The organism is Lysinibacillus sp. JK80, from assembly GCF_027557635.1.
Lineage (GTDB): Bacteria > Bacillota > Bacilli > Bacillales_A > Planococcaceae > Lysinibacillus > Lysinibacillus capsici.
The window spans coordinates 2,598,344-2,620,202 of the sequence record NZ_CP058997.1; the positions used below are offsets into that span (position 1 = coordinate 2,598,344).

Here is a 21,859-nt window from a genome sequence, read left to right on the forward strand (position 1 = left end):
AATGGCACCTACCTGCGAAACTATTCCTTCGGAATGGTAATCAACTTGTTACATTAATTTAAAATAAAATATACTGAAGACAAACTCAAATTCCTTCGAGTCTGCCTTCGGTCCCAACCTTCTAATTAAAATTGGAGAGCTTATTTATCAGAATTAAAGCCCTTTAATAAATCTGCAAAAGGATTATTTAAAGGTTCTGCCTCTTTATCTTGCTTCTTCAAGTACTTTTGAACACTTCGCTTATCCACTTTACCACCGCCTTCTTTTTTACGACGAGCTTCAAATGCAGATAGCTTCTCACGGTGACCGCATTTACATACGAAGATTTGGCCATCTCCTTCACCACGTAACTCAAGCTTCTTCTTACATTGAGGACAGCGAGCGTTTGTTATGCGTGCAACATTTTTCTTATGACCACATTCACGATCTTGACAAACAAGCATTTTACCTTTTTTACCATTTACTTCAAGCATCGGCTTTCCGCAATCAGGGCATGATTTTGTTGAAATGTTATCATGCTTATATTTTTTATCACTTGCTTTAATTTCAGCAACTATTTTTTGCGTATGTTGCTTCATTTCATTAATAAATACTTCTTTTTTCATTTTCCCTTTGGCAATTAACTCTAGCTTTTGTTCCCACTCAGCAGTTGTAGCAGGTGAGCGTAACTCTTCTGGGACTAAATCTAATAGCTGGCGACCTTTTGAAGTAATATAAATGTCTTTGCCACCACGTTGCTCAATCATAAACGAGTTAAAGAGCTTGTCGATAATATCAGCACGTGTTGCAACCGTTCCTAATCCACCAGTAGATTTTAAAGTATCTGCTAGTTGCTTATCATTTGTTTGTAAATACTTTGTTGGATTTTCCATTGCAGACAATAATGTGGCCTCAGTGAAACGTGCAGGAGGTTTCGTTTGACCAGATGTTTGTGCTATTAAACGAACTTCTAGTGTTGCACCATTTTCTATACGAGGGAAGACCTGTTCCTTTAAATCGTCTTGATTTTCTTCATCATCAAAACGGTTTTCATATACTTCCTTCCAACCAGCTGTCACAATTGTTTTACCTCTTGCAATAAAACTTTCATTGCCAATTTTTGCACGTAGCGTTAATTGCTCAAATTCATGCGCAGGATAGAATACCGCTAAGAAACGTTTTACAACTAAATCGTAAATTTTACGTTCCTTATCATTAAAGTTTGCAAAGTTCACATGTTCTTCTGTTGGAATAATAGCATGGTGGTCAGACACTTTAGAATCGTCTACAAATGCTTTAGTTACTTTTATCGGCTTCGTTAATACTTTATTCGAAAGTGAACGATATTCGCCAACACCGCAAGCTTTTAAACGCTCTGGTAATGTGTTAACGATATCACTTGAAATAAATCTCGAGTCTGTTCGTGGATAAGTTAGAACTTTATGCTGCTCATAAAGCTTTTGCATAATGTTCAATGTTTCTTTAGCAGAGTAGCCGAAAATTTTATTTGCATCCCTTTGCAGCTCAGTTAAATCATATAGGCCAGGAGCAAATGTTTTTTTCGGTTTACGCTCGATTTCGACAACCTTAGCATTGTCATTGCTAACCTTTTTAACGATTGTATCGATTTTATCTTTATCGAAGCTACGTGAATTGCCCTTTGCATCCTGCCATGTTAGCTTTAATTTATCGTTAGTTTGCGCTTCAATGCCATAATACGTTTGTGGCTTAAAATGTTTTATTTCATCTTCACGTGCTGCAACCATTGCAACGACCGGTGTTTGTACACGTCCACAGTTTAGTTGAGCGTTAAAGCGTGTTGTTAAAGCACGTGTTGCGTTTAAACCGATGTACCAGTCTGCCTCGCTACGAGCAACCGCTGCATGATATAGATTATCGTAATTTTTGCCTGGCTTTAAGTTTGCAAAGCCTTCTTTAATTGCTTTATCGGTAACAGATGAAATCCATAATCGTTGAATAGGTTTTTTGTACTTTAATTTTTCTAAAATCCACCTTGCAACTAACTCACCTTCCCTACCACTATCGGTACCAATAATACAACTCGATACATCCGATCTCTCTAATACATGCTTGACCGCATTATATTGCTTTCCTGTTTGTTTGATTACCGATAACTTTAGCTTTTCAGGTAACATCGGTAAAGACTCTAAATCCCAAGTTTTATATTTTATATCGTAGCTTTCGGGATCGGCAAGTGTTACTAAATGGCCCAAAGCCCAAGTTACTATATATTTATCTCCCTCAAGATATCCATTTCCTTTTTTGTTACACTTCAATACTCTTGCAATATCTCTTGCAACTGAAGGTTTTTCAGCTAGCACCGCTATTTTTGACATAAAAACACCCTTTCTTATGATGCAAATATAACATAGAACTCTTTCTCAAATAAGTTATGAGCCTTTTTTATCATTTGCTCAAACTATATAAAATCATTACTTGTATGTTTCAAAAATATTGTTCGCAATATTTATTAACAATTGAATCTCTTTTTCAGATTTATCTTGCATATAGCTTGTGAATATTTGTAGTAATTGTTGTTTTTCCAAGGCTAGCTTAATTAATGGTGATTCCAGTTCAAATAGTTCCTTAGCGTTAATTTCTAACCCTAAAGCAATTTTTTCTAACGTTTGTAAAGTAATATTCCTATCTCCACGCTCAACTCCTGCTAAATAAGAAGTTTGTAATCCACACTTTTCTGCTAGCTCTTCTTGGGTTAGCTTTTTTTGCTTTCGAATTTCTCTAATATTAACACCAACGATATCTACTAACTGTTCCATTTTAATCACCTCACTTAAAGACTATGTGAGGCGCAAATTCACATGAAGTTTCATAAAAGTACATTTTATTTGTTTTTATTACTTATAAGTACTATTATGTACTTTGAAATATTTTTAAGGAGTGTTTACTTATATGAACAGTCATTTAAGTTCAAATATAGTTATAGAAAATGTTATCCAATCAAAGATGAGGGGAAGAGTAATATATCAAGGTGCTGTATCATCACAAATAGCTATTAATTTCTGTTATTCTAAATTATTTAATGATCCTTCAGGTAAAGGCTATCAACGTCCTATAAACAAAAAGAGATGTAAGGATTTTGCTGATTATTTATCGCAAGGTGAAGATTCATTATATACACCTATACTACTAAATGCTTGTGGAAACTGGGAATTTCATGCATATGATAGAAGCAGAGGAAGCTATGGCCGTTTAGTCTGCCGAAAAAAGGGAACCTTGATGGACGGGCAGCATCGTTTAGGAGGAATTAAAGAATATATTAGCGAAACAGATAGTACATTGACTGTGCCATTTTTAGCTTTTCATTATTTAGATGATGATGATGAAATTAAACTTTTCGATGTCATTAATACAAAAGCTAAAGGAATCGGTACTTCGTTGAGTCGTTATTTAAATCGGAATAATGACGATTTTGGATGGATAGCCACTAATCTTATTATAAAGCCGGAAAGCCCCTTTTTTAGTAAGGGAACATTAATTGGTAGACGTACAAAGGAAAAACACATTACTTTGCAAAATTTATATCAAATTGTAAATTTATTAACTAAAAAATCACCTTTAGCAAAGTTACCAAAGGAAAAAATATTGAATATTACATTATTTTACTTTAATTTAATCAAAGAATTGCTACCTGATGAATGGAATGATTATAAAAATTACCGACTCACACATATAACATGTTTAAACGCTCTTGCTATAGTAGGTAATGAGCTAGTGAATGAATTTTACTCAGAAAAATCACAACAAACAGATTCTGTTAAAATCGCAAAAAAGCTGCAAAGTTTAGGAGAAATCGATTGGTCGTCAAATGGAGATTTAAAATTTTTAAAAGGAATATCGGGGTCAAAAATTTTAGCTGAGGACATAAGAAATTGTTTGAAATAACTTAGTAAATTTAAAGGACTCCAAAAGTATAATATAATTTATCTTTTGAAATGTAGCCTTTTTATTAATGTCGATAACTTACTACAAATTTAGATAGTTTTAAATATAGGTTAATTAAAATCATCTCCCGACTAGAGACTTCTTTGTTGAGAGATGATTTTTATTGGGTATTTTTATTAAAGCAACAATGAAGATAGTGAAGAAACGCATTTAGACTAACGGCGCTGGTTAGTTTAAGTAATTTTTTAACTTGTGTTCAACAAAACCAGCTAATAGTTGTCAAGATTTTTCAATAAAAAAATTAAAACTCGCATGATATACTAAAAAAGGGTACAGCAAATAAGCCTTCCTCTTTAAAATTGGAAGGTTTTTCTCAATGTACTTAAATGTGATTTTTAAACCGAATTTTGGAAGGCTTCTTTTCTTTTTAGTAGGGCATATATCCAATGTAAAAGCTTATTAGCACATGCAATTATGGCTACTCTAAAAGGCTTCCCTTCTTCGCGTTTTTTATTGTAGAACTCTCTTAATTTCTTATTTCTAGGGATTATTTCTTCACTTGTTTTTTGCTTACGTGCATCTCTTATACCGCATTGTACAGCCATAAACAACGCTTGTCTTAACCTGCTAGAACCTCTTTTGGTTATGCGATTGATGGAAGCAGTAAACCGGCCAGAAGAGTAAACGCTAGGATCTATCCCGGCGAATGCTACTAGCTTTTTAGGATGGTTAAACCGTTCTATTTCTCCAATTTCAGAGATGATTGTTGCCGCAATCTTTTCTCCAACACCAGGGATAGACTGGATTATCTCATATTCTTCAATTTCTTTAGCGAGGGCATCTATTTCTGCTGCTAACTTCGATAGATGCTCTTGATATTGAAGAACAATGTTAATAAACATTCTTAGGTTAAAGATATGGCTTTGGTACAAGTTGTTTTGAAATGGATTACGTAATGCAGCTTCTCTCAATTTAATTGCCTTTTCTTTTGCCCATTTTTCTGAACGGGTTGTACATAATTCTGCAATTTTATTAGTAAGATCCGATTCGCTAACACTTAAAACCTCTTTGGAGGTTGGGAAGATTGATAGAATCTGTAACGAAATTTTTGAATAGAGATCCCCAAAGACACCTCTATATTCAGGAAATATTTGATCTAAGATTGATTGTAGCTGTAATTTTGTTTGTACAGCTGTGCTTGATACTGTTTCTTGTTGTCTAGTGAGATTACGAAGATTTAAGAGGTGTATGCCTCTTTTTTATATGGTTCTAACTCTTCCTTGTAATACAGTTCACATAGTTGATAGGCATCAATGGCATCTCTTTACTTTGCGTAAATTTGTACTTCTAGCTCGATGAGAGATGAGTGGGTTTACAATAATATAAACGTATTGTTGCTCCTCCAAAAATTGAATGACAGGCATATGATATTGACCTGTAGATTCTAAAATAACCGAAGGTTGCTTACCATCAGCTAGTTTCTCTATTTCCCTTAGAAATTCTAATAAACTACCTAAACCATCAAGAGTATGTTTAATACTAAAGCTCTTACGATATGGTTTGCCTTTATCTAAAAAGGCTTGAACCTGACTTTCTCCTTTTGAAACATCCAGACCAACGACTGGATTCATAATTACATCTCCTCCTAAAGAAAACTAAATTCGTCGGTAACCCCTAAAGCTGCTTGTAATGTCATAGGTTCGCTTGTTAAACGGGATCCTTGTCCCAACCAGCTCGAAACATGTTTATACAAGTAGGGGGTGAACAGTTTTGCGGACGGGATCTAGTCCCACGGGCCAGACGTTCTACCCCGACTACCGTTATAATAAGACCTAAAAGAAAAAGGTCAACCAGAAAAAACTGGCTAACCTCATATTACGATCGGGCCAGATTGTTGAATAACAAATTTTCGCTAAATATTACCAAGTAAGGGTTTGGGAACAATTTAATTACAATTTATGTCTATATTGAAAAAGGGAGGTGTCATTTTGTGGTTAATATTAGGTCTTATTGCTATAGTAGCAACTTTTATAAATCTTTATATGTATACAACAGGTAAAGATTATAAACTTGCGATGACAACCGGGTTATCATTTACAGCACTGACACTCTGTGCAGAACATAGACTTGTATCTAATTGGGTAAAAGTTGAAGATTGGACGGCTTTATTGGATGTTGCACCTACTATGGAAAAGGCGTTATGGTTTCTGACAATTGTTTCTATTTTACTAAATATAACACCTATACTTTTAGAACTAAAAAATAAAAAATAATTACTTATTGTTGTTCATTTGGATTTACAACGTTAAGAGCAAAAAGTCCCCAAATCTCGCTTTGGGAAGGTTATACTTTAATTAATTTAAAAGTATAGCGATTTTGATACGGAGGTGTTGAAATGTATACTCAAAAAATAATGTTAGCTTTATTTTTATTTATTTTTCTTTTAACAGGCTGTGGATTAGAAACGAAAACACTTACGGAATTTTATAAAAACGACCTTGAAGATGTTACTAAAATTCAAGTACAAGATGGAGGTACAGGTTATTCAAAAATCACAACAGATAAAAAAGTAATTGATGAGTTTTTGAGTGAAATCAAGGATGTACAATTTATACCTGAAGAAAATCAAGAAGATAGAGCTGGATTCCTTTATTCCATTACCCTTTATGAAGATGAACAAATGACTTTTATATTTACAGAAAATTATGTAAATGACTATTACTATTATACAGAGCCTGATATTTATCCAATAGTTGATAGCTTTTATAAAAATCTCAAAGTTGAAGAAGAATAAGCATTTCCTTATGCAACTAACGATGTCCCTAAGAATGGTAGGTTAGTATTTAAACTAACGGGATACTTTAGTGTAACATGGATTTATAACGCATACATCAATAAACAAAAAAACGTTCCCAAATCAAAGTTAGGGAAATGTTGTTTTCACAGTATTTTTTGGGTTCTCCTTTTAATTTAGTTAAAAAACTATCTTCAACAAAAGGGCGCTTTTCTGTAATGACGAGCGTCTTTCTTCATGAATAGGGACATTTTCTTGAGTAATACATTTAAAGAAAATCGTAATAGGCAATGAAATTTTGAAGATTTTCACTTAAACCAACAGAGCAGGATAGTAAAGAACATTTAGGGTACGTTACGTTACTTCTAAAAGGAGTAATCTAAATGATGAAAAATAAGAATGACAAAAAAGGTATCGAGAATACTCTTCTAGATACCTTTTATCTAAAGTTCACTGCAGCCTTAAAGGGTGCTTTTTTACGTCTCTTTTGACTATTAGGTTTTATTTTTCTAGTTCTAACCAACCCTCAAATAGGGTATCATCTTTTAAATCAAAATAGTATTTTACGAATCTCACAAATTCTTTAGTATCAATTTCTTTATATTTATAAAAATGGTAATATATTTTTAAAAATTTTTCAGCTTCTTTAACCTCTCCATTATCTTTAAATAATTCCCATAACTTTCTGGCAGATTTTCCATAAACATAGGAACTCATGTTGGATTCATATTGATTGAGAGGTAAATTTACTGGTAACTCTAAATTAGGATCTGGTCTGTACATTGAATTATAATCTTCAGTCTCTTTCAATTTGGAAAGTTTGAATAAACTCGCTGCAAATACTGCGAAACCTTCATCTAACCATGCATCACTATAAGGATCGTTGCTAACGATCCCATAAAACCATTGATGAGCAATTTCATGTATCACCATATTTTTTAGCTCTTGAGAATTACTAGGACCAGTATTATAAATCGAACCAACTGTAACTATTCCTGGATACTCCATCCCCATTCCATCTACTATAATATCAAATTGTTTGAAAGGATAAGGCCCCATAATTTCTTCAAAATAGTTTATTGCAGCTATAGCCTCATCTGCTATTTCTCGATATAGTTTTTCTTTATTTTCATTAAATCCAAATACTCTAACGGAAGGGCCCCCATCATTTTCCACAAGTATAGGATCTTTTAAAATAGCGACAAATATTTCTTTTATATTCTTTGCTTCAATGGAACCAACGTTTGAACTCGGAAAGACTTCTTTATCAGATGAAGATACAAAGGTGAAACCTTTCGGAATATCGTATGTTAATTTAAAATTACTAAATCCAGTATGGTAAGTCTCTCCTCTATCTCGGTAAGACTCCTTGTTCCACCGAGAGTTCCTATATGTTGCAAGCATTGGGTAAAATTGAGCTAAATGAAAATTACCATTATTACTCTTTGTAAATCTTAAGCCTTGTTCAGGAAAGGTGAGTTCATAGGAAAAATAAACTTTAACTTCTTGATTAGGTTTCAACTTATGGGGAAGTTGAATATTTAAAGTATCTCTTTCTAATGTGTAAACGACTTTTTTTCCATCAATAGATATGTTATGAAAATTAACCGTAGAGGGATTTTCCAGCTCTGGTGAAACACTTTTTGTAAATATATTTGGTATAAAATAGAAGGTTAATTGTTCCCAATCATCGGTAGATAGATTTTTGATTAAACCGGTTAATTCAAATTGGAAATTTCCGTTAGTATCCATTGTTAGTTTAATGTCATAATCACTGGAATTTCCAGGATTTACTCCTTTGGAAATAAATTCTTCTCTATTCACTTTTTTAGTAACAGTCGATTCCAAGTTATCATCTTGTTTATTTAACTTCCATGCTGCGAAAAATACACATATTAAGACTAAAAATATAATAATTATTTTCTTCTTAATAACTTCCCCTCCAATCTACGTAACACTAAAAAAATTTACTCCACTATATGAATTTACTAAAAAGTTTTTAAATTTATACATATTTCTTGAACTTAATAGTTACTACGTTTCTCTACTCAAAATGTCGGATTTGATAATGATGTTCTACCACAATTACAGGAGAAATTGTTGAAATCGAAAATGAAAGATCTTTTGTGGAAAGCACAACGAAAAATTCACCAGATGGGTTCGATACAAAAAAAGTTCTAAAATAAAAGTTTGGGGACACAGAAAAACATCTTCAACAATCGGGCGCTTTTCTGAAATAGGAAAGCGTCTTTCTTCATGGAAAGGGTCATTTTCTTGAATAACACATTTAAAGAGAATCATTATGAAGCAAATATACTATGAAGATTATCACTTTCTAAAGGTGCAGGATAGTAATAGTTGAAGAAAGAATTATTGTAAATGAACAAGACATACTATATCTAAATAAAAAATAAGGGTGATGAAATTGGATAAACGTATTCCTCTTCTAATGGTTTTATTTAGTCTATTAATTTGCGTGTGGTGTTTTGGAACAGTAAAAAATGCAAAGTCGAGTGATACTCCTCCCTCTTTTGAGGAAAAGTACACTGAAGCTGGATATAAATCTGTAAAAGCTGCTGTTAAGGAATTTGAAAATCATTGTAAATGTGATGTAAAGGTACCCGAAAAGTTGCCTTCTATTTCTTTCACACATCAATATGGAAGATTCTTTGAAGATAAGAACTATAATGTGAATGATTCCCTGGAAATTAGGTTTATTAACAAAGATTTAAGTAATAATATTTATAAAATTGATATTCGTCCTTTAAAAAACAAATTGGACTTTGCAGATAAACTGAACTTAAATGGAAAAGAGTATACACTTCAAGATGGTGCAAAAGCCATTTATTTTGAGCATCAACTATTTAACTTTTTTGTATTTGAAAAAAATAATTTGCAGTATATACTTGGAATTTATAATAAAGTAGCCAACAAAGTAACACCTGAAACTTTTGTTCTAATAGCTAACTCAATTTAATAATTAATTTAAATAATAATTTAGATGAAAATCATTGGGACCTTATAAAATGAAATAGCCATCTGGCTGATTTCTCAACAGATGGCTATTTAGTGTTTAAAGTAGAGTTGACTAATTAATCTTCGTATTAAAAATCAATATCTCTTTTAGCTTGCATTTCTTGCTCCACATCTTGTTTTAAATATAAAACATAATCCATAACAAAATGTAAATCTACTTGTCCTTTATTGTACGCCGATTCCAGAGCTTCATAATTTCTAGCAACCAAATAATAAAATAGATCATCTTTGTTTATACCTTGAATTTCAGCAATTTCAATCATGCTTTTATCTTCCCGCATTTGGAAGTATTCATTCTCAGAAAGGTTGAAAAAATTTGCTAAAGATTTAAAATCTCTTTTGTAACTAAAAACAACTTTTCCTTCATCGCTATTTTTTATATACGAAGAATTTTCAACGTTTTCTGTAGTCTGAGATTTTGCAGAAATTGAACTGTTTAAAAAAATGGAAATCAAAGAAATAAAGACTAGTGACGTGTATAAAATTTTTCTCATTGTACACTCCTTAATTATTTTTTATTTTTATTTCAACACAACTTATTATGTTCCAGAAATATTGATTTAAACTGCGTAAGGACAATGCTAACAGGGATATTTATGGTTAAGAATTTTGTAAATAGCTAAACTTTATAAACAATCAAAAGAGTTAAACTTGCTTTGTTTAAGAAAAAATATCCTTATGATCTTCCACAATCGGGCGCTTTTCCGTAATTGATCGCGTTCTCATTAAGGGCAATTTACTTGAATGGGGATTGTTGTAATTGAACTGGATATACTAAACCCATATATAATTTAAGGTGATGGAATTGAATAAAAGTAAACCTTTTCTTTTGGTTTTATTTAGTATACTAATTTGTGGTTTGTATTATGGAACAGTAAAAGCAAAATCGAATGATACTCCTCCTTCCTTTGAGGAAAAGATTACTGAAGGCAAACAACTCACTCCTTTAGAAAGCCAGTTAATGTCTTTTATGACTGGTTTGATGGTAACCGAACCAAAACAAGCTGTTGAATTGTGGATATCAGGAGTAAATAATCGAAGTGGTGCTGTTCAATATGCGATGCTGTCCCCTGCGCTTCGAAAGCAATCAAGGAGTAAATTCGAGCAAACTCACTGGATAACAGGTCAGTCAAGTCCTTCGGTTAGTAACTTTCGTTTTACTAAAGTAGAAAAGCTCAGCGAATCAAAAATGCAATATACCGTTAAATACGATTTATGGGCATCATATGGAGACTTTGGTGGTGGGGAGAAGATTATAATCGTGGTGAAAAATTTAGAACCATTTAAAGAGTATTGGTTTATTTCATCAATTACAACGAAATATAATCCATGGGAAGCATTTACCCCAGCCGAGACAGTTTTAAAATAGGGCATTGAAGATAAAAAAACTATTTTGTAGAGTATTTCTTTCTTCAACAATCGGGCGCGATTGTTGAAGATCACAAGACAAAAAAATAAATCTTTCTTTTTATAAAAAAGAAGCTTAAATAATGTTAGATAATTATCCCTTTTGATTAAACTTCTATCAAAAGGGGTTTTTTTAAATTGCCGTAAAACGCACTTTTATCGATATATTTGTTTATAAACCGTTATTTCCATGCTACATTTATAAATCAAATTCATCTTTTAAAAGAGTCATTACATCCTCTTTTTTATTTATTTCATCTAAAGACAAACTCTCTTCATAAGTTTCTTCTACATCGACATCTAGCTTAATATTCTTAAACATCATATGTTTATCCGTATTATTTTTAACATCTATAAGCTTGTTATTGATGTTAAATTCTTTCAAAAGAGGAGATTTAGAATATAGATGTGGATATAAACTTGAAGCAACTGTTTTATTGTATAATTCCTCGTAGTATTTTGCTTTTTGAAGCTGCTCTGTAGATTGTTTTTTGTATTTGATAGCTTCAATTCTATAATTACTTAACTTTTTATTTTCATCTCTTAATAATTTTACTTCAGAATATAAAGTATCTATCATTTCTTCTAAAGAATATAATTCTCTTATTATACCGATTTTATTATCTCCATGTTTTTCAAAAATCATTTCTATGTTAGGTAGAAAAATTTCATCTGAACCATTTAAAGGAATTGAGCGCAAAATAGGGTCATTTAATTCCTGTAAGAAATCTTTCAATCTTCTACTCCAAGTGTTTCTACCTATATCTGTTTCTTGGTCCAGTAACGAAGGAGTAATTTTCACACCTTTAAATTTATATTTTATTTTAACTGCTAGCTCTTTTAGCTCTGAATCAGTGTAACTTTCTGGTCTTCCAGGTCCTTTTTTATATTCTTTAGAACTCATGATTTTTATCACTCTCCAATATCTTTGCGTCGACTATAGCTTTTAAATCCATGTAACTCACAAGGTTTTGTGATGTGGTTTGTAATAAATTCTGAGCAGCCTTATTGTCATTATTTATACTATTAGTAACTATATCTTTCATGAAATCAATTGCGTTTTCAATTTTAATTTTCATTTGGTTAGATCCATTAACCAACCATTCCATTCCTTCATTAAATTCTGAAACAGCAGGTTTGAAATAGTACTTATTACAGAATCTACAGTCCTCAATACAATTCATAGGAAACTCTTTCTCTAACTCTTTACAGATACCGTAATCAACTTGTCCAACAATTTGTTCTAAATCTAATTCTTCATAAGAAATCGTTTTACCAACATCGTACATATAGCGTTTCCAGCCGACTAATCCACCAGAAAAGTTTTTAGAAAATGAAAATCCTAATTTTTCCTGAGCCATTATATATACATAAGATGTGGCAAAATGCTTCGCATGAGAGAAATATTCATTTTGTGTATAAATACTTTGATGACCTGCCATATTTGCTACAGAAAGCATATTAAACCCTTGCAAACACATATTAATGATTGCAAAATGTCTGGTATCTCCAAATTTAACTCTTTCAATCTCATTAACCTGATATATCCCACTAACTACTTCATTATAAAAGTCATCCAAAATCGAATAAAAATCCCTTCTATTTAATCTCTGGTTTGATTTTCTTCTATTGTGTTTTCGAGGACGACGATAATAATAAAAATCGATATTAAATAGATAAGGAGAATTGTTAGGAATCTGGGTAGTAATTTTATTTATGATATTATTTAAAATATTATAAGTTGCTTCATCAATTTCTATCGACTCTTTGTTATTGTTGTTCTTAATTCTATAAATCGTAATGAAATACCTATCTTCACCATCAATTTGCGAAGTAAGTAAACAGTCTTTCCTCAAAAGTAGGAATTCAGTTGGTCTCTGAGGAATAATGTTTGTAATTAACCACCACAACATTATTGGCAAATATCTAAAAATGTTATCAATCGAATTGTTTCTAAAATATTCATTGATAATTTCGTCAAATTTCAGAACATCTTTTAGATTTGGTAATTCTCTATTTAAATATTTTTCGCCAGGAAATTTTTTACAAATATTAATTAATTCTTCTTTATTTTTAATCTGGATAAACTTTAAAAATAGTTTTAAATCACTGGCTAAATTCCCACCTTGATTTTTACTTTTTGTATATTCCTCATTAAAAATATCTCTAATTTTACACTGTCTTTTAAACCATCACTACGCAAAATACAATTCTTAATAGATTGTATTTCGTTATACACAGTCATAGGTTTTTTTTTAGATTGTAACCTTAATAAGACATACCATTTTAAATAGTTTTGTAAAAAATTATCCCCACCTGTATCAAAAGAAAATTCCTTATACATGTCTTCTAATTCGTCCAATATCTTCCATTTGGGTAATTTATATTTACCTTTGATTAAGTTTATTTGTGATAGATTATTAAACATTTCTTCGTATTCTTTCTCTTTAAATGTTAAAACACTGACTTTCCTTACTCTTTGCATGACTAAATTTTCGGAAATATTAGATATATTTATTTTTAATTCCACTTATAAATCACCTCAAAATTTAGTTAATTACAAGCTTATGAGCTACTTTTTTAAGTTTATGTGTGATTTGGTCTTTGGGTAAATATGCGCTACAGATATCTTCTCCGTATGATAATCGAGCCTCTTTCCAGATAAATAGATAATGCTTTAAAAAATAAGTATGTTTTCGGATTATAGCTGCATTATTCGACAAATGAATAAGATCTATAACCTCATTAAGTTTCTGTTTAAGTTCAATCAAAATTAAATATTGTGGTATAAAATATTCACATTTAAAACAACCTTCCAATAGTGGATATTCACAGGTTGGACTTATTAAACATTGACCAAATTCATTCTTGGAAGGAAGTTCATTTTTAGCTAACTTAACAATTAATTTTTTTATTTCATCCCTAGAATATTTTTTTAATCTTTCGACTACGCTGTTGGACTTTGAATATATTTCATTTAATAACTTTGAGAAATCATCGTTCTCGCTTTCTTCAAAAAATCTTTCAATATCTCCTGATGATGTGTAATCTAAAAACAATTGAGCTATTTCTTCGGTTTTAATAGGAGAATACCTTTTTCTCAATTCTTCAATGGCGATTGTTCGTTCCTCTAAGGTATGTTTTACATTCTCATCTTGTAAGGCAAATAAAATTAAATAGTTATATAACCAACCAAAGTACCCTCTCCGAAATAAATTAATAGAGACACGATTAATATAGCCATCTTTATTAGTTAATTGGATATAAATAGCTGTAGAGTTAGAATCAACATGTGATCTGCTGTTTTGCGTTAATGTTAATGCCAAATCTGAATTCTCTGAATCCTCCTCCACAATACTAAAAAATAAATATGTTGCAACACTTCTATTCATTGTTTGACTATGAAACTTAAAATCATCTGGTAATTTACATTTCTTGAAAAACTCCTTGTGAGTACGAAGTCCACTAGTATATACAGTTTGAAACTTTGAATCACTAACAAATGTATTTAGTAATAGGGGGTTATTATTTTTTTGTCTGTGTAATTCACTGATGACTAATGCATGGGCTAAAGGCTCAATTAAATCAGGGGAAACTATAAAAGTTAAGAATTCTTCATTTTTACTAGCTCTTTTGTTTCTAAAATGAATATAAAGTTGGTTAATAACCAAATGTGATTCTCTTAACTTAAGATTAGTTGAATTTAAATCTTCTAATGATTTGATAGTTAAATCCTTTATATAGATATTAGGTGCTTGAAGTATTAAGTCTGCTCCACGTATAAAATCAGTTAGAAGGAGAAGTGTGTATGCCCACATATTCGCATAACCTTGATTTTCAATAGCCTCATTCTTATGAAATTTAACTTCTTTAGTGTAATCATAGATTTTATTGAATATAGCTGGGGAATACAGAGTGTCGTTTTTTTTTCTATTGGAGGAATCTATTGTTATTTTCTCATCATTATTAATTCCTTTAATTGAATAACAATAATTTGTAAATCTGAGAATTAACACTTTATTTGTCTTTGTATTAGACTCATTAAGAAATATATCCAGCTCATTAACTTTTAAGAGATAAATTTCGTTTTTAAGGTTTTGTTGTAGATAAATAAATATCTTTTTGTATGTGCCTTCTCTATCTCTAATATATGAAATGGAACCTCTCATTTTATTAAATTGAATCCTTACAAATTCTTTAAATAAATTTAGAGTTTCTTTATATTTAAAATTCATGGAACAATCATTAATGAATATTAGTAATTCTGTTAAAGCTATACTCGAGTTATATTCTTTTGCTTTTAAATAGTTTTCAAGGTCATGAGGGGGGACTTTCCAAATACCTCTAAAATCTTTAACAGCATTAGGAAAGTATTTTTCTATTCGCTGTGCTATAGCCGTAGAGTTTTTGTTGATTCTTGAAGCCGCCTCTTTTAAAGAAATATATTCTTCATTATATAGTCTTTGTTTATTTAAAAAGAGATCAAAATCAACTTTTGGAATTCTATATTCACCCTTAATTTTTTTATATTATTAGATATACTACCATTTGTAATTAAACGTGTTACTGTTACAGCTTGTACGCTCAATAGATTAGAAATATCTTTTCGTGTATAATAATCCTTTTTTGCATCTGCTTCTAATTGCATTTGATACTCTGTTATGTCTCTAATTGGAATTTTCCATAGACGAGAGTGCTTCTTAGCATTAGGAAAAATAACACCCCTTTTACATAAACTAGCCAGATATTGAGGATCTTTATTTAATTTATCCGCAGCTTCTTTTAAAGTAAAATATTCTTTGTTATTTAACCCTTCTAAAAAAGAATCTAGTTCCTCTTTAGAAATTAACCATTTCCCCTTTACTTTTTTTGAATTTATTAAAGAACCTTTACCTATAAGATTCCTAACACTGGTAGGGCTACTATAACCTAATTTTTTCTGGACTTCTTTTAAGCTTAAAAATTCCTCCATAATTAATCATCTCTTTCAATTAAGCTAGGTATATATACTTCATGAAGATTAGAAAACTTCTGTTGTATTTTTTCATGAATTCTAACAGATCGCTTTATATATGCTAACGAGGAGTTAAGATCATTATCTCCACGCGGCTGGGCTATTTCATAAGGATTTTCAGCAAACTCAGCTAATAAGTTTGAAAATGTACCTCTTCCTATATGCGTAGACCACTTTATTTGGTTTAAATGCAACCCTAACATTTTTTGCTCTATATCTGAGCTATTAATTAAAAGGTCTATGAATGCTTTTTTTACTTTTTCAAAATATTGCCTATAGCTTCTTACAGACATGGCGTTTCCTGCTGCATTAACGAAAAGAGGGTTAGATGGATCTGAAGATTTATATATTGCCAAATGGTCTTTTATTAACGAGTTTGTCCAATTATTTAATTCAAAAACTAGTTGAAACCGTTTCTTTTTAACGCTACTATTTTCTTTTAAATCTGGACGAAGGTTTCTATTCATTAGTTTTAAAGTCATGCCATGTTGAGAAACTGTTTTTAATACTTGATTTCTTGTTAAATTAACAACTTCACCAACCCTTAACCCTCCTAAAAATTGCATATATATTCCTAATGCAATTGGTTTGGCAACAGCTATGGCAACCTCAAAGAATAAAGGTATATAGCTAGGTGGAAAAGTATGTTCAATATTTTTCGGAGTAGCTGCTGGGTAAACAGGTGAAAAAGGTGACTCTAAAAATTCTCCTAATTTCCCATACTTAACGTTTATCCTTGGTAACTGAGTATTAAAGTTCTCTGATAACCATTTATAAAAATAAGATAGGGTTTGTTCAGCATTTTTTATAGTATCTTTTTTTAATCCTTCTTCAGTTAAAGTATTTAAGTACATATTTCCATGATTTAATTGTATATCTAAAATAGAGTCAATCCTGAGGCTCTTGTAATTCTTAATTAAATAGTTTAAAAATTTCACAATATTATTAGCATGTTTTTTTTGTGTATTAAACGCTTTATTCTGCCAAAAGCTCATAATAAATTCAGTTATAGGATGAATTAAATGAATATCAAGTTTTAAGCCTTTAATTCCTATCGCGCATATTTGCCTTTTTTCTATTTTTCCATCATTGTAAATTACATAATCAATCCATATAGGTATTGAAATAAATTTAATATCTTCTTTCTTTAGAAATATTAAATTATCATTCCCCAATAAAATCACTCCTCCATTTAATTTTAGAAAAATCTGATAATTTAAGATAACATAAAACACTTATTATGTGCAAAATATTTATGTACATTCATATGGAGATATGCTGGACGTGAAGGTGAATTAGTAGCACGCTGGATACTTGATAAAGTGAAAATTAAAAAGCCTTTGAAACGCTTATGGATTTCCTCTGTTACCGATAAGGCAATAAAAGATGGGTTTGCTAATCTAAAGCCAGGCAATGCATATGATAATCTCTATGCCTCTGCTGTAGCTCGCTCAGAGGCAGATTGGTATATCGGGCTTAATGCTACTCGTGCTTTAACTACCCGCTTTAACGCACAGTTGAATTGCGGACGTGTACAAACACCAACAGTAGCAATAATTGCTGCACGTGAAGATGAAATTAAAAACTTTAAGGCACAAACTTATTATGGTATTGAAGCGCAAACAACTGATAACTTAAAGCTTACATGGCAAGACCAAAATGGTAATAGTCGTAGCTTTGATAAAGATAAAATCAATACACTGGTGAAAAAAATAGGAAATAACAATGCCATCGTTGCGGACATTGAAAAGAAACCTAAAAAATCATTTGCACCTGGTCTTTATGATTTAACTGAATTGCAGCGAGATGCCAATAAAATCTTCGGCTACTCAGCGAAAGAAACATTGAATATCATGCAAAAACTCTATGAGCAATATAAAGTGTTAACTTATCCACGTACGGATTCTCGCTTTATTTCACAGGATATCGTTGCTACACTACCAGAACGTTTAAAGGCCTGTGGTATTGGTGAATATCGCTCCATCGCCAATAAACTGCTTACTAAACCAATCAAGCCAACAAAGGCCTTTGTCGATGATAGTAAAGTATCAGATCATCATGCGATTATTCCAACAGAGGGCTATGTAAATTATTCAGCTTTCACAGATAAGGAACGTAAAATTTATGATCTTGTTGTAAAGCGTTTCCTAGCTGTTCTACTGCCTGCTTTTGAATATGAACAACTAACACTGCGTGCAAAAATTGGCGATGAAAGCTTTATTGCTCGTGGAAAAACGATTTTATCATCTGGCTGGAAGGAAGTTTATGAGCATCGCTTTGATGATGAGGACACAGCAGATGACGTAAAGGAACAAATACTACCACGCATTGATAAGGGCGATATATTAAAAGTAAAGCTTATTGCCCAAACTTCTGGTCAAACAAAGCCACCTGCTCGATTTAATGAAGCTACTCTTTTATCAGCCATGGAAAACCCAACAAAATATATGGCAACGAATGATAAAAAATTAGCCGATACATTAAAATCTACGGGCGGTCTTGGCACAGTCGCTACACGTGCAGATATTATTGAAAAGCTTTTCAATTCCTTCTTAATAGAAAAGCGTGGTGGCAAAGATATTTATATTACCTCTAAAGGTCGTCAACTACTCGACCTAGTGCCAGAGGAATTAAAATCCCCTGCCCTGACAGCAGATTGGGAGCAAAAGCTTGAACTTATTGCAAAGGGCAAGCTAAAAAAAGATGTATTTATTAGCGAGATGAAAAATTACACAAAGGAAATTGTTACAGAGATTAAGGGTAGTGACAAAAAGTATAAGCATGATAATATCTCTACCAAATCATGTCCTGATTGCGGTAAACCAATGCTTGAAGTGAATGGCAAGAAAGGAAAAATGCTTGTCTGCCAAGATCGCGAATGTGGTCATCGGAAAAATGTCTCACGTACCACAAATGCACGTTGTCCACAATGTCATAAAAAATTAGAGCTTCGCGGAGAAGGTGATGGTCAAATTTTCGTTTGTAAATGTGGCTATCGCGAAAAATTATCAGCCTTTGAAGCAAGACGCAAAAAAGAAGGCGGCGGAAAAGTGGATAAACGCAGTGTCCAAAAGTATTTGAAACAGCAAGAGAAAGAAGCTGAGCCAATTAATAACGCGTTTGCAGATTTATTAAAAGGATTAAAATTAGATTAATTAAATATCCTGTCTTAAACAAAAGCACACAATTGATCGAATATCTACAAAATGATCAATTGTGTGTATTTGAATAATGTGTAATCACAAAAACAGTATATGTATGTAAAAAGTTGTAGCCTCTTAATTAAAAACATTATAAGGTAAATCTAAAAACTTCCTCGAATAAGAAAAAATAGAGTGAACAGCCTAAGCATTCACTCTTATATTTTTACTTTATTAGCCTAATTATTCGTGGAAACTAATCAGATATTATTTAGCATATATTTTCCCCATTTTGATTAATGGAGCTGTATAAAACCAAGCTATAATTAAGTTCGGGACCCAGCATAACCATGAAATTACTACATAATAGGATGCATATGCTTCACCACCAAATATGAGAGCAAATAAACCAAGCCATAAACGTAATGTAACAGCTACAAATGTTAAACTATAACTTCTAATTGCCCAAGCTCTGTGCAAGTATTTCTCACCTTTGATAGCAAAGTAAGTTACCATCAAACCTGTGTAAATCCATAAAATTGCGAGGATACCAAAACCAAAATGCGAAATAATCCCTCCTGTTGAATATAAAGCTGTATAGAAACCTGATATTCCTCCAATTAGAATTCCCGCTACATACGTGTAACCCAAGTATTTATGGACAGTCACTTTTTTTCTCCGTAGCTTTTTAATAAATAAAAAGGGACCAATCAGTAACGAAATAGAAGACCCAATAATATGAATAAGAATCATTGTATCCCATATATAAGAAAGTTTCTCCTTATAATAAAACACTTTAACAAAATAAAATCCAGAGTTAACCAAACCTATAATCCCATACTGAATAATAGCATATATGACGATGCTAAAACCTAATACAAACACAAGCCACTTAAAAAGTATTTTTATTTTACTAGGTTCTGTCAAAAATTAAGACCACCTTCCTCTTTTAGGATAACCCAAATAATGTTTATTACTTCTAACGATTTGTATGTACTATTAGTAAAAATAAACTTTTAGAGTTGCACATTTAACTTTATTTATATTTTTCCTCTTTTTTAATCAAATCCTTTAGTAATTTTTTAGCATCTAATGTCTCTATTTGTATATTTCCCCCTTCTCTTACGCATAGAGAAATTTGATAACTACTTTCAATTTGAAAGGTTTGAATATTTACATTTTGTTGTTTTCCATCTAACATAATCGTTGGTTTTTTAGCATAAACATTTGTTTGTAAACGATTAGGTGATAAACTTAGACCTTTGCCAATCATTTTTAAATAACTTTCCTTTATGGTCCAAATCATATAAAAATACTTTATTGCTTCATGATTAGAAAGAGATTTTAATTTCTCATACTCTTTCTTTGTGAGAGCACCTTCCATTGTTTCTAAACAAACAGGCTTTACATATTCAACATCTACACCTACCTCTTCTTTAGAAACTGCTAATACTACCCAATTTCTCGAATGAGAAATATTAAAATGAAAGTATTCTTGATCCCTAATAAACGGTTTTCCATATTTCGTAAAACTAATCGCATTGGAATACTGATCATATTCTAGAATTTTTTTCAACATCATATACCCTAGTAAGCTTCTGACCTTATCTTCTTTATGATAAAATGATTTTATTTTCTCTTTTATGGCAAAAGGAAGAAAACACGTAGCTCTATTTATTGTTTTATCATCTAAGGAATCCATTACTTTTACTAGATATAAATCAATACTCATTGTTTATACCAAAGATAATTCTAATTTCTCTACTATTTGTTGCACAATTAATTGTTCAAACTGATGGATAAAGAAGTGATTCCCTTCCATCTTAATTATTTCAAAGCTTCTATTTGTCAGTGAACCCCATTCCTCAATGGACTGAACTGTAACATTTTTATCATTAATCCCTGAAAAAGCTGTAATAGGAACAGGAATTATATCATTATCATTAGAAAATTGGTAAGTTTCACAAATTTGAAGATCAGCTCTCATAATTGGGAGTACTAAATTTAATAATTCTTTATTATTCAGTATCGTCTCTGGCGTTCCATCTAGTTCTCTTAATCTATGAATAAGTTCTTTATCTGATAAATCATACGTCTTTTTATTAGTACTTCTATTAAGATGGGGTGCTCGATGAGCTGAAGGGAAGAAGTACTTTGGCAACAGTCCTTCATCTTTATTTAAAGACTGAATCAATTCATAGGCAATTAAAGCCCCCATACTATGACCAAAGAAACAAAACGGTTTTTCCTCTAAATAAGGAATAATCGCTTTTTTTAACGATCCCACCAAAATATCTTTTTGACGAATAGATGGTTCGTTGATTCGTCTCCCTCTTCCTGGCAATTCTATACAAGCCAATTCAATATCATCCGGTAAATATTCATTCCATCTTTTATAAATATTAGATCCACCACCAGCATAAGGAAAACAAAACAACCTCAATCGTGCCTCTGTTTTTTTCTCATCTATTATTACCCATTTATTTTGCAATTAGTTCACTCCTTACTCTGATAGGAGTACTGCTCTTAAAACTACGAAAAGAGCAGTACCTTATTTCAAATCTT

At 31.5% G+C, this 21,859-nt stretch carries 18 protein-coding genes and 2 pseudogenes; 6 read left to right on the plus strand and 14 right to left on the minus strand.

Annotated features, from left to right (window positions below; all coding sequences use genetic code 11):
* Positions 1-140 precede the first annotated feature (140 nt).
* Positions 141-2,336, minus strand: a complete 2,196-nt coding sequence (locus HXV90_RS13235; protein ID WP_269897389.1) for a DNA topoisomerase III — start codon at positions 2,334-2,336, stop codon at positions 141-143.
* Between the two features lie 96 nt (positions 2,337-2,432).
* Entirely contained in the window at positions 2,433-2,777 is a 345-nt protein-coding gene (locus tag HXV90_RS13240; protein ID WP_259419748.1) for a helix-turn-helix domain-containing protein, read from the minus strand.
* A gap of 133 nt (positions 2,778-2,910) precedes the next feature.
* Between HXV90_RS13240 and HXV90_RS13245 the strand changes: the two genes are divergently transcribed.
* Complete coding sequence (locus HXV90_RS13245) at positions 2,911-3,903, plus strand: DGQHR domain-containing protein (RefSeq protein WP_216486250.1); 993 nt, start codon at positions 2,911-2,913, stop codon at positions 3,901-3,903.
* Between the two features lie 395 nt (positions 3,904-4,298).
* Here HXV90_RS13245 and HXV90_RS13250 read toward each other — a convergent pair.
* A pseudogene (locus tag HXV90_RS13250) lies at positions 4,299-5,534 on the minus strand (IS110 family transposase).
* Between the two features lie 357 nt (positions 5,535-5,891).
* Here HXV90_RS13250 and HXV90_RS13255 point away from each other — a divergent pair.
* Positions 5,892-6,176: a hypothetical protein gene (locus HXV90_RS13255; protein ID WP_269897390.1), complete on the plus strand. Its 285-nt coding sequence runs from the start codon at positions 5,892-5,894 to the stop codon at positions 6,174-6,176.
* A gap of 122 nt (positions 6,177-6,298) precedes the next feature.
* Complete coding sequence (locus HXV90_RS13260) at positions 6,299-6,697, plus strand: hypothetical protein (RefSeq protein WP_269897391.1); 399 nt, start codon at positions 6,299-6,301, stop codon at positions 6,695-6,697.
* 501 nt (positions 6,698-7,198) lie between these two features.
* Here the strand turns inward: HXV90_RS13260 and HXV90_RS13265 are convergent.
* Positions 7,199-8,545: a M1 family metallopeptidase gene (locus HXV90_RS13265; protein WP_269897392.1), complete on the minus strand. Its 1,347-nt coding sequence runs from the start codon at positions 8,543-8,545 to the stop codon at positions 7,199-7,201.
* Between the two features lie 571 nt (positions 8,546-9,116).
* Between HXV90_RS13265 and HXV90_RS13270 the strand changes: the two genes are divergently transcribed.
* On the plus strand, positions 9,117-9,674 hold the full coding sequence (locus HXV90_RS13270) for a carbon monoxide dehydrogenase (RefSeq protein ID WP_259419744.1): 558 nt from the start codon (positions 9,117-9,119) through the stop codon (positions 9,672-9,674).
* 127 nt (positions 9,675-9,801) lie between these two features.
* Here HXV90_RS13270 and HXV90_RS13275 read toward each other — a convergent pair whose 3' ends face one another.
* Positions 9,802-10,227 (minus strand): hypothetical protein, encoded by a 426-nt coding sequence (locus HXV90_RS13275; RefSeq protein WP_259419743.1) that lies wholly within the window; start codon positions 10,225-10,227, stop codon positions 9,802-9,804.
* Positions 10,228-10,532: 305 nt separating this feature from the next.
* Here HXV90_RS13275 and HXV90_RS13280 point away from each other — a divergent pair, with 305 nt between their 5' ends.
* Positions 10,533-11,102, plus strand: coding sequence for a hypothetical protein (locus HXV90_RS13280; protein ID WP_269897393.1), 570 nt, complete (start codon positions 10,533-10,535; stop codon positions 11,100-11,102).
* A gap of 237 nt (positions 11,103-11,339) precedes the next feature.
* Here HXV90_RS13280 and HXV90_RS13285 read toward each other — a convergent pair whose 3' ends face one another.
* The 6 genes from HXV90_RS13285 to HXV90_RS13310 form a co-directional block, all read right to left on the minus strand.
* Positions 11,340-12,044 (minus strand): hypothetical protein, encoded by a 705-nt coding sequence (locus tag HXV90_RS13285; protein ID WP_269897394.1) that lies wholly within the window; start codon positions 12,042-12,044, stop codon positions 11,340-11,342.
* Entirely contained in the window at positions 12,034-13,053 is a 1,020-nt protein-coding gene (locus HXV90_RS13290; RefSeq protein ID WP_269897395.1) for a tyrosine-type recombinase/integrase, read from the minus strand. Before HXV90_RS13290 ends, HXV90_RS13285 begins: the two co-directional genes overlap by 11 nt.
* Positions 13,054-13,253: 200 nt before the next feature.
* Positions 13,254-13,670, minus strand: coding sequence for a hypothetical protein (locus HXV90_RS13295; RefSeq protein ID WP_269897396.1), 417 nt, complete (start codon positions 13,668-13,670; stop codon positions 13,254-13,256).
* A gap of 19 nt (positions 13,671-13,689) precedes the next feature.
* A complete protein-coding gene (locus HXV90_RS13300; RefSeq protein ID WP_269897397.1) occupies positions 13,690-15,375 on the minus strand; it encodes a hypothetical protein in 1,686 nt (561 codons plus the stop codon).
* Between the two features lie 236 nt (positions 15,376-15,611).
* Entirely contained in the window at positions 15,612-16,112 is a 501-nt protein-coding gene (locus HXV90_RS13305) for a helix-turn-helix domain-containing protein (RefSeq protein WP_269897398.1), read from the minus strand.
* A 2-nt stretch (positions 16,113-16,114) separates the two neighbouring features.
* Positions 16,115-17,329, minus strand: a complete 1,215-nt coding sequence (locus HXV90_RS13310) for a site-specific integrase (RefSeq protein WP_269897399.1) — start codon at positions 17,327-17,329, stop codon at positions 16,115-16,117.
* 102 nt (positions 17,330-17,431) lie between these two features.
* On the opposite strand from HXV90_RS13310, the pseudogene HXV90_RS13315 reads away from it, so the two are divergent.
* A pseudogene (locus tag HXV90_RS13315) lies at positions 17,432-19,309 on the plus strand (DNA topoisomerase III); the annotation flags it as partial.
* Positions 19,310-19,561: 252 nt separating this feature from the next.
* Here HXV90_RS13315 and HXV90_RS13320 read toward each other — a convergent pair.
* The 3 genes from HXV90_RS13320 to HXV90_RS13330 form a co-directional block, all read right to left on the minus strand.
* A complete protein-coding gene (locus HXV90_RS13320) occupies positions 19,562-20,221 on the minus strand; it encodes a DUF2306 domain-containing protein (protein WP_269897400.1) in 660 nt (219 codons plus the stop codon).
* 109 nt (positions 20,222-20,330) lie between these two features.
* Positions 20,331-21,026: a 4'-phosphopantetheinyl transferase family protein gene (locus tag HXV90_RS13325; protein ID WP_269897401.1), complete on the minus strand. Its 696-nt coding sequence runs from the start codon at positions 21,024-21,026 to the stop codon at positions 20,331-20,333.
* A 3-nt stretch (positions 21,027-21,029) separates the two neighbouring features.
* Entirely contained in the window at positions 21,030-21,785 is a 756-nt protein-coding gene (locus HXV90_RS13330; protein WP_257961663.1) for a thioesterase II family protein, read from the minus strand.
* Positions 21,786-21,859: the final 74 nt, after the last annotated feature.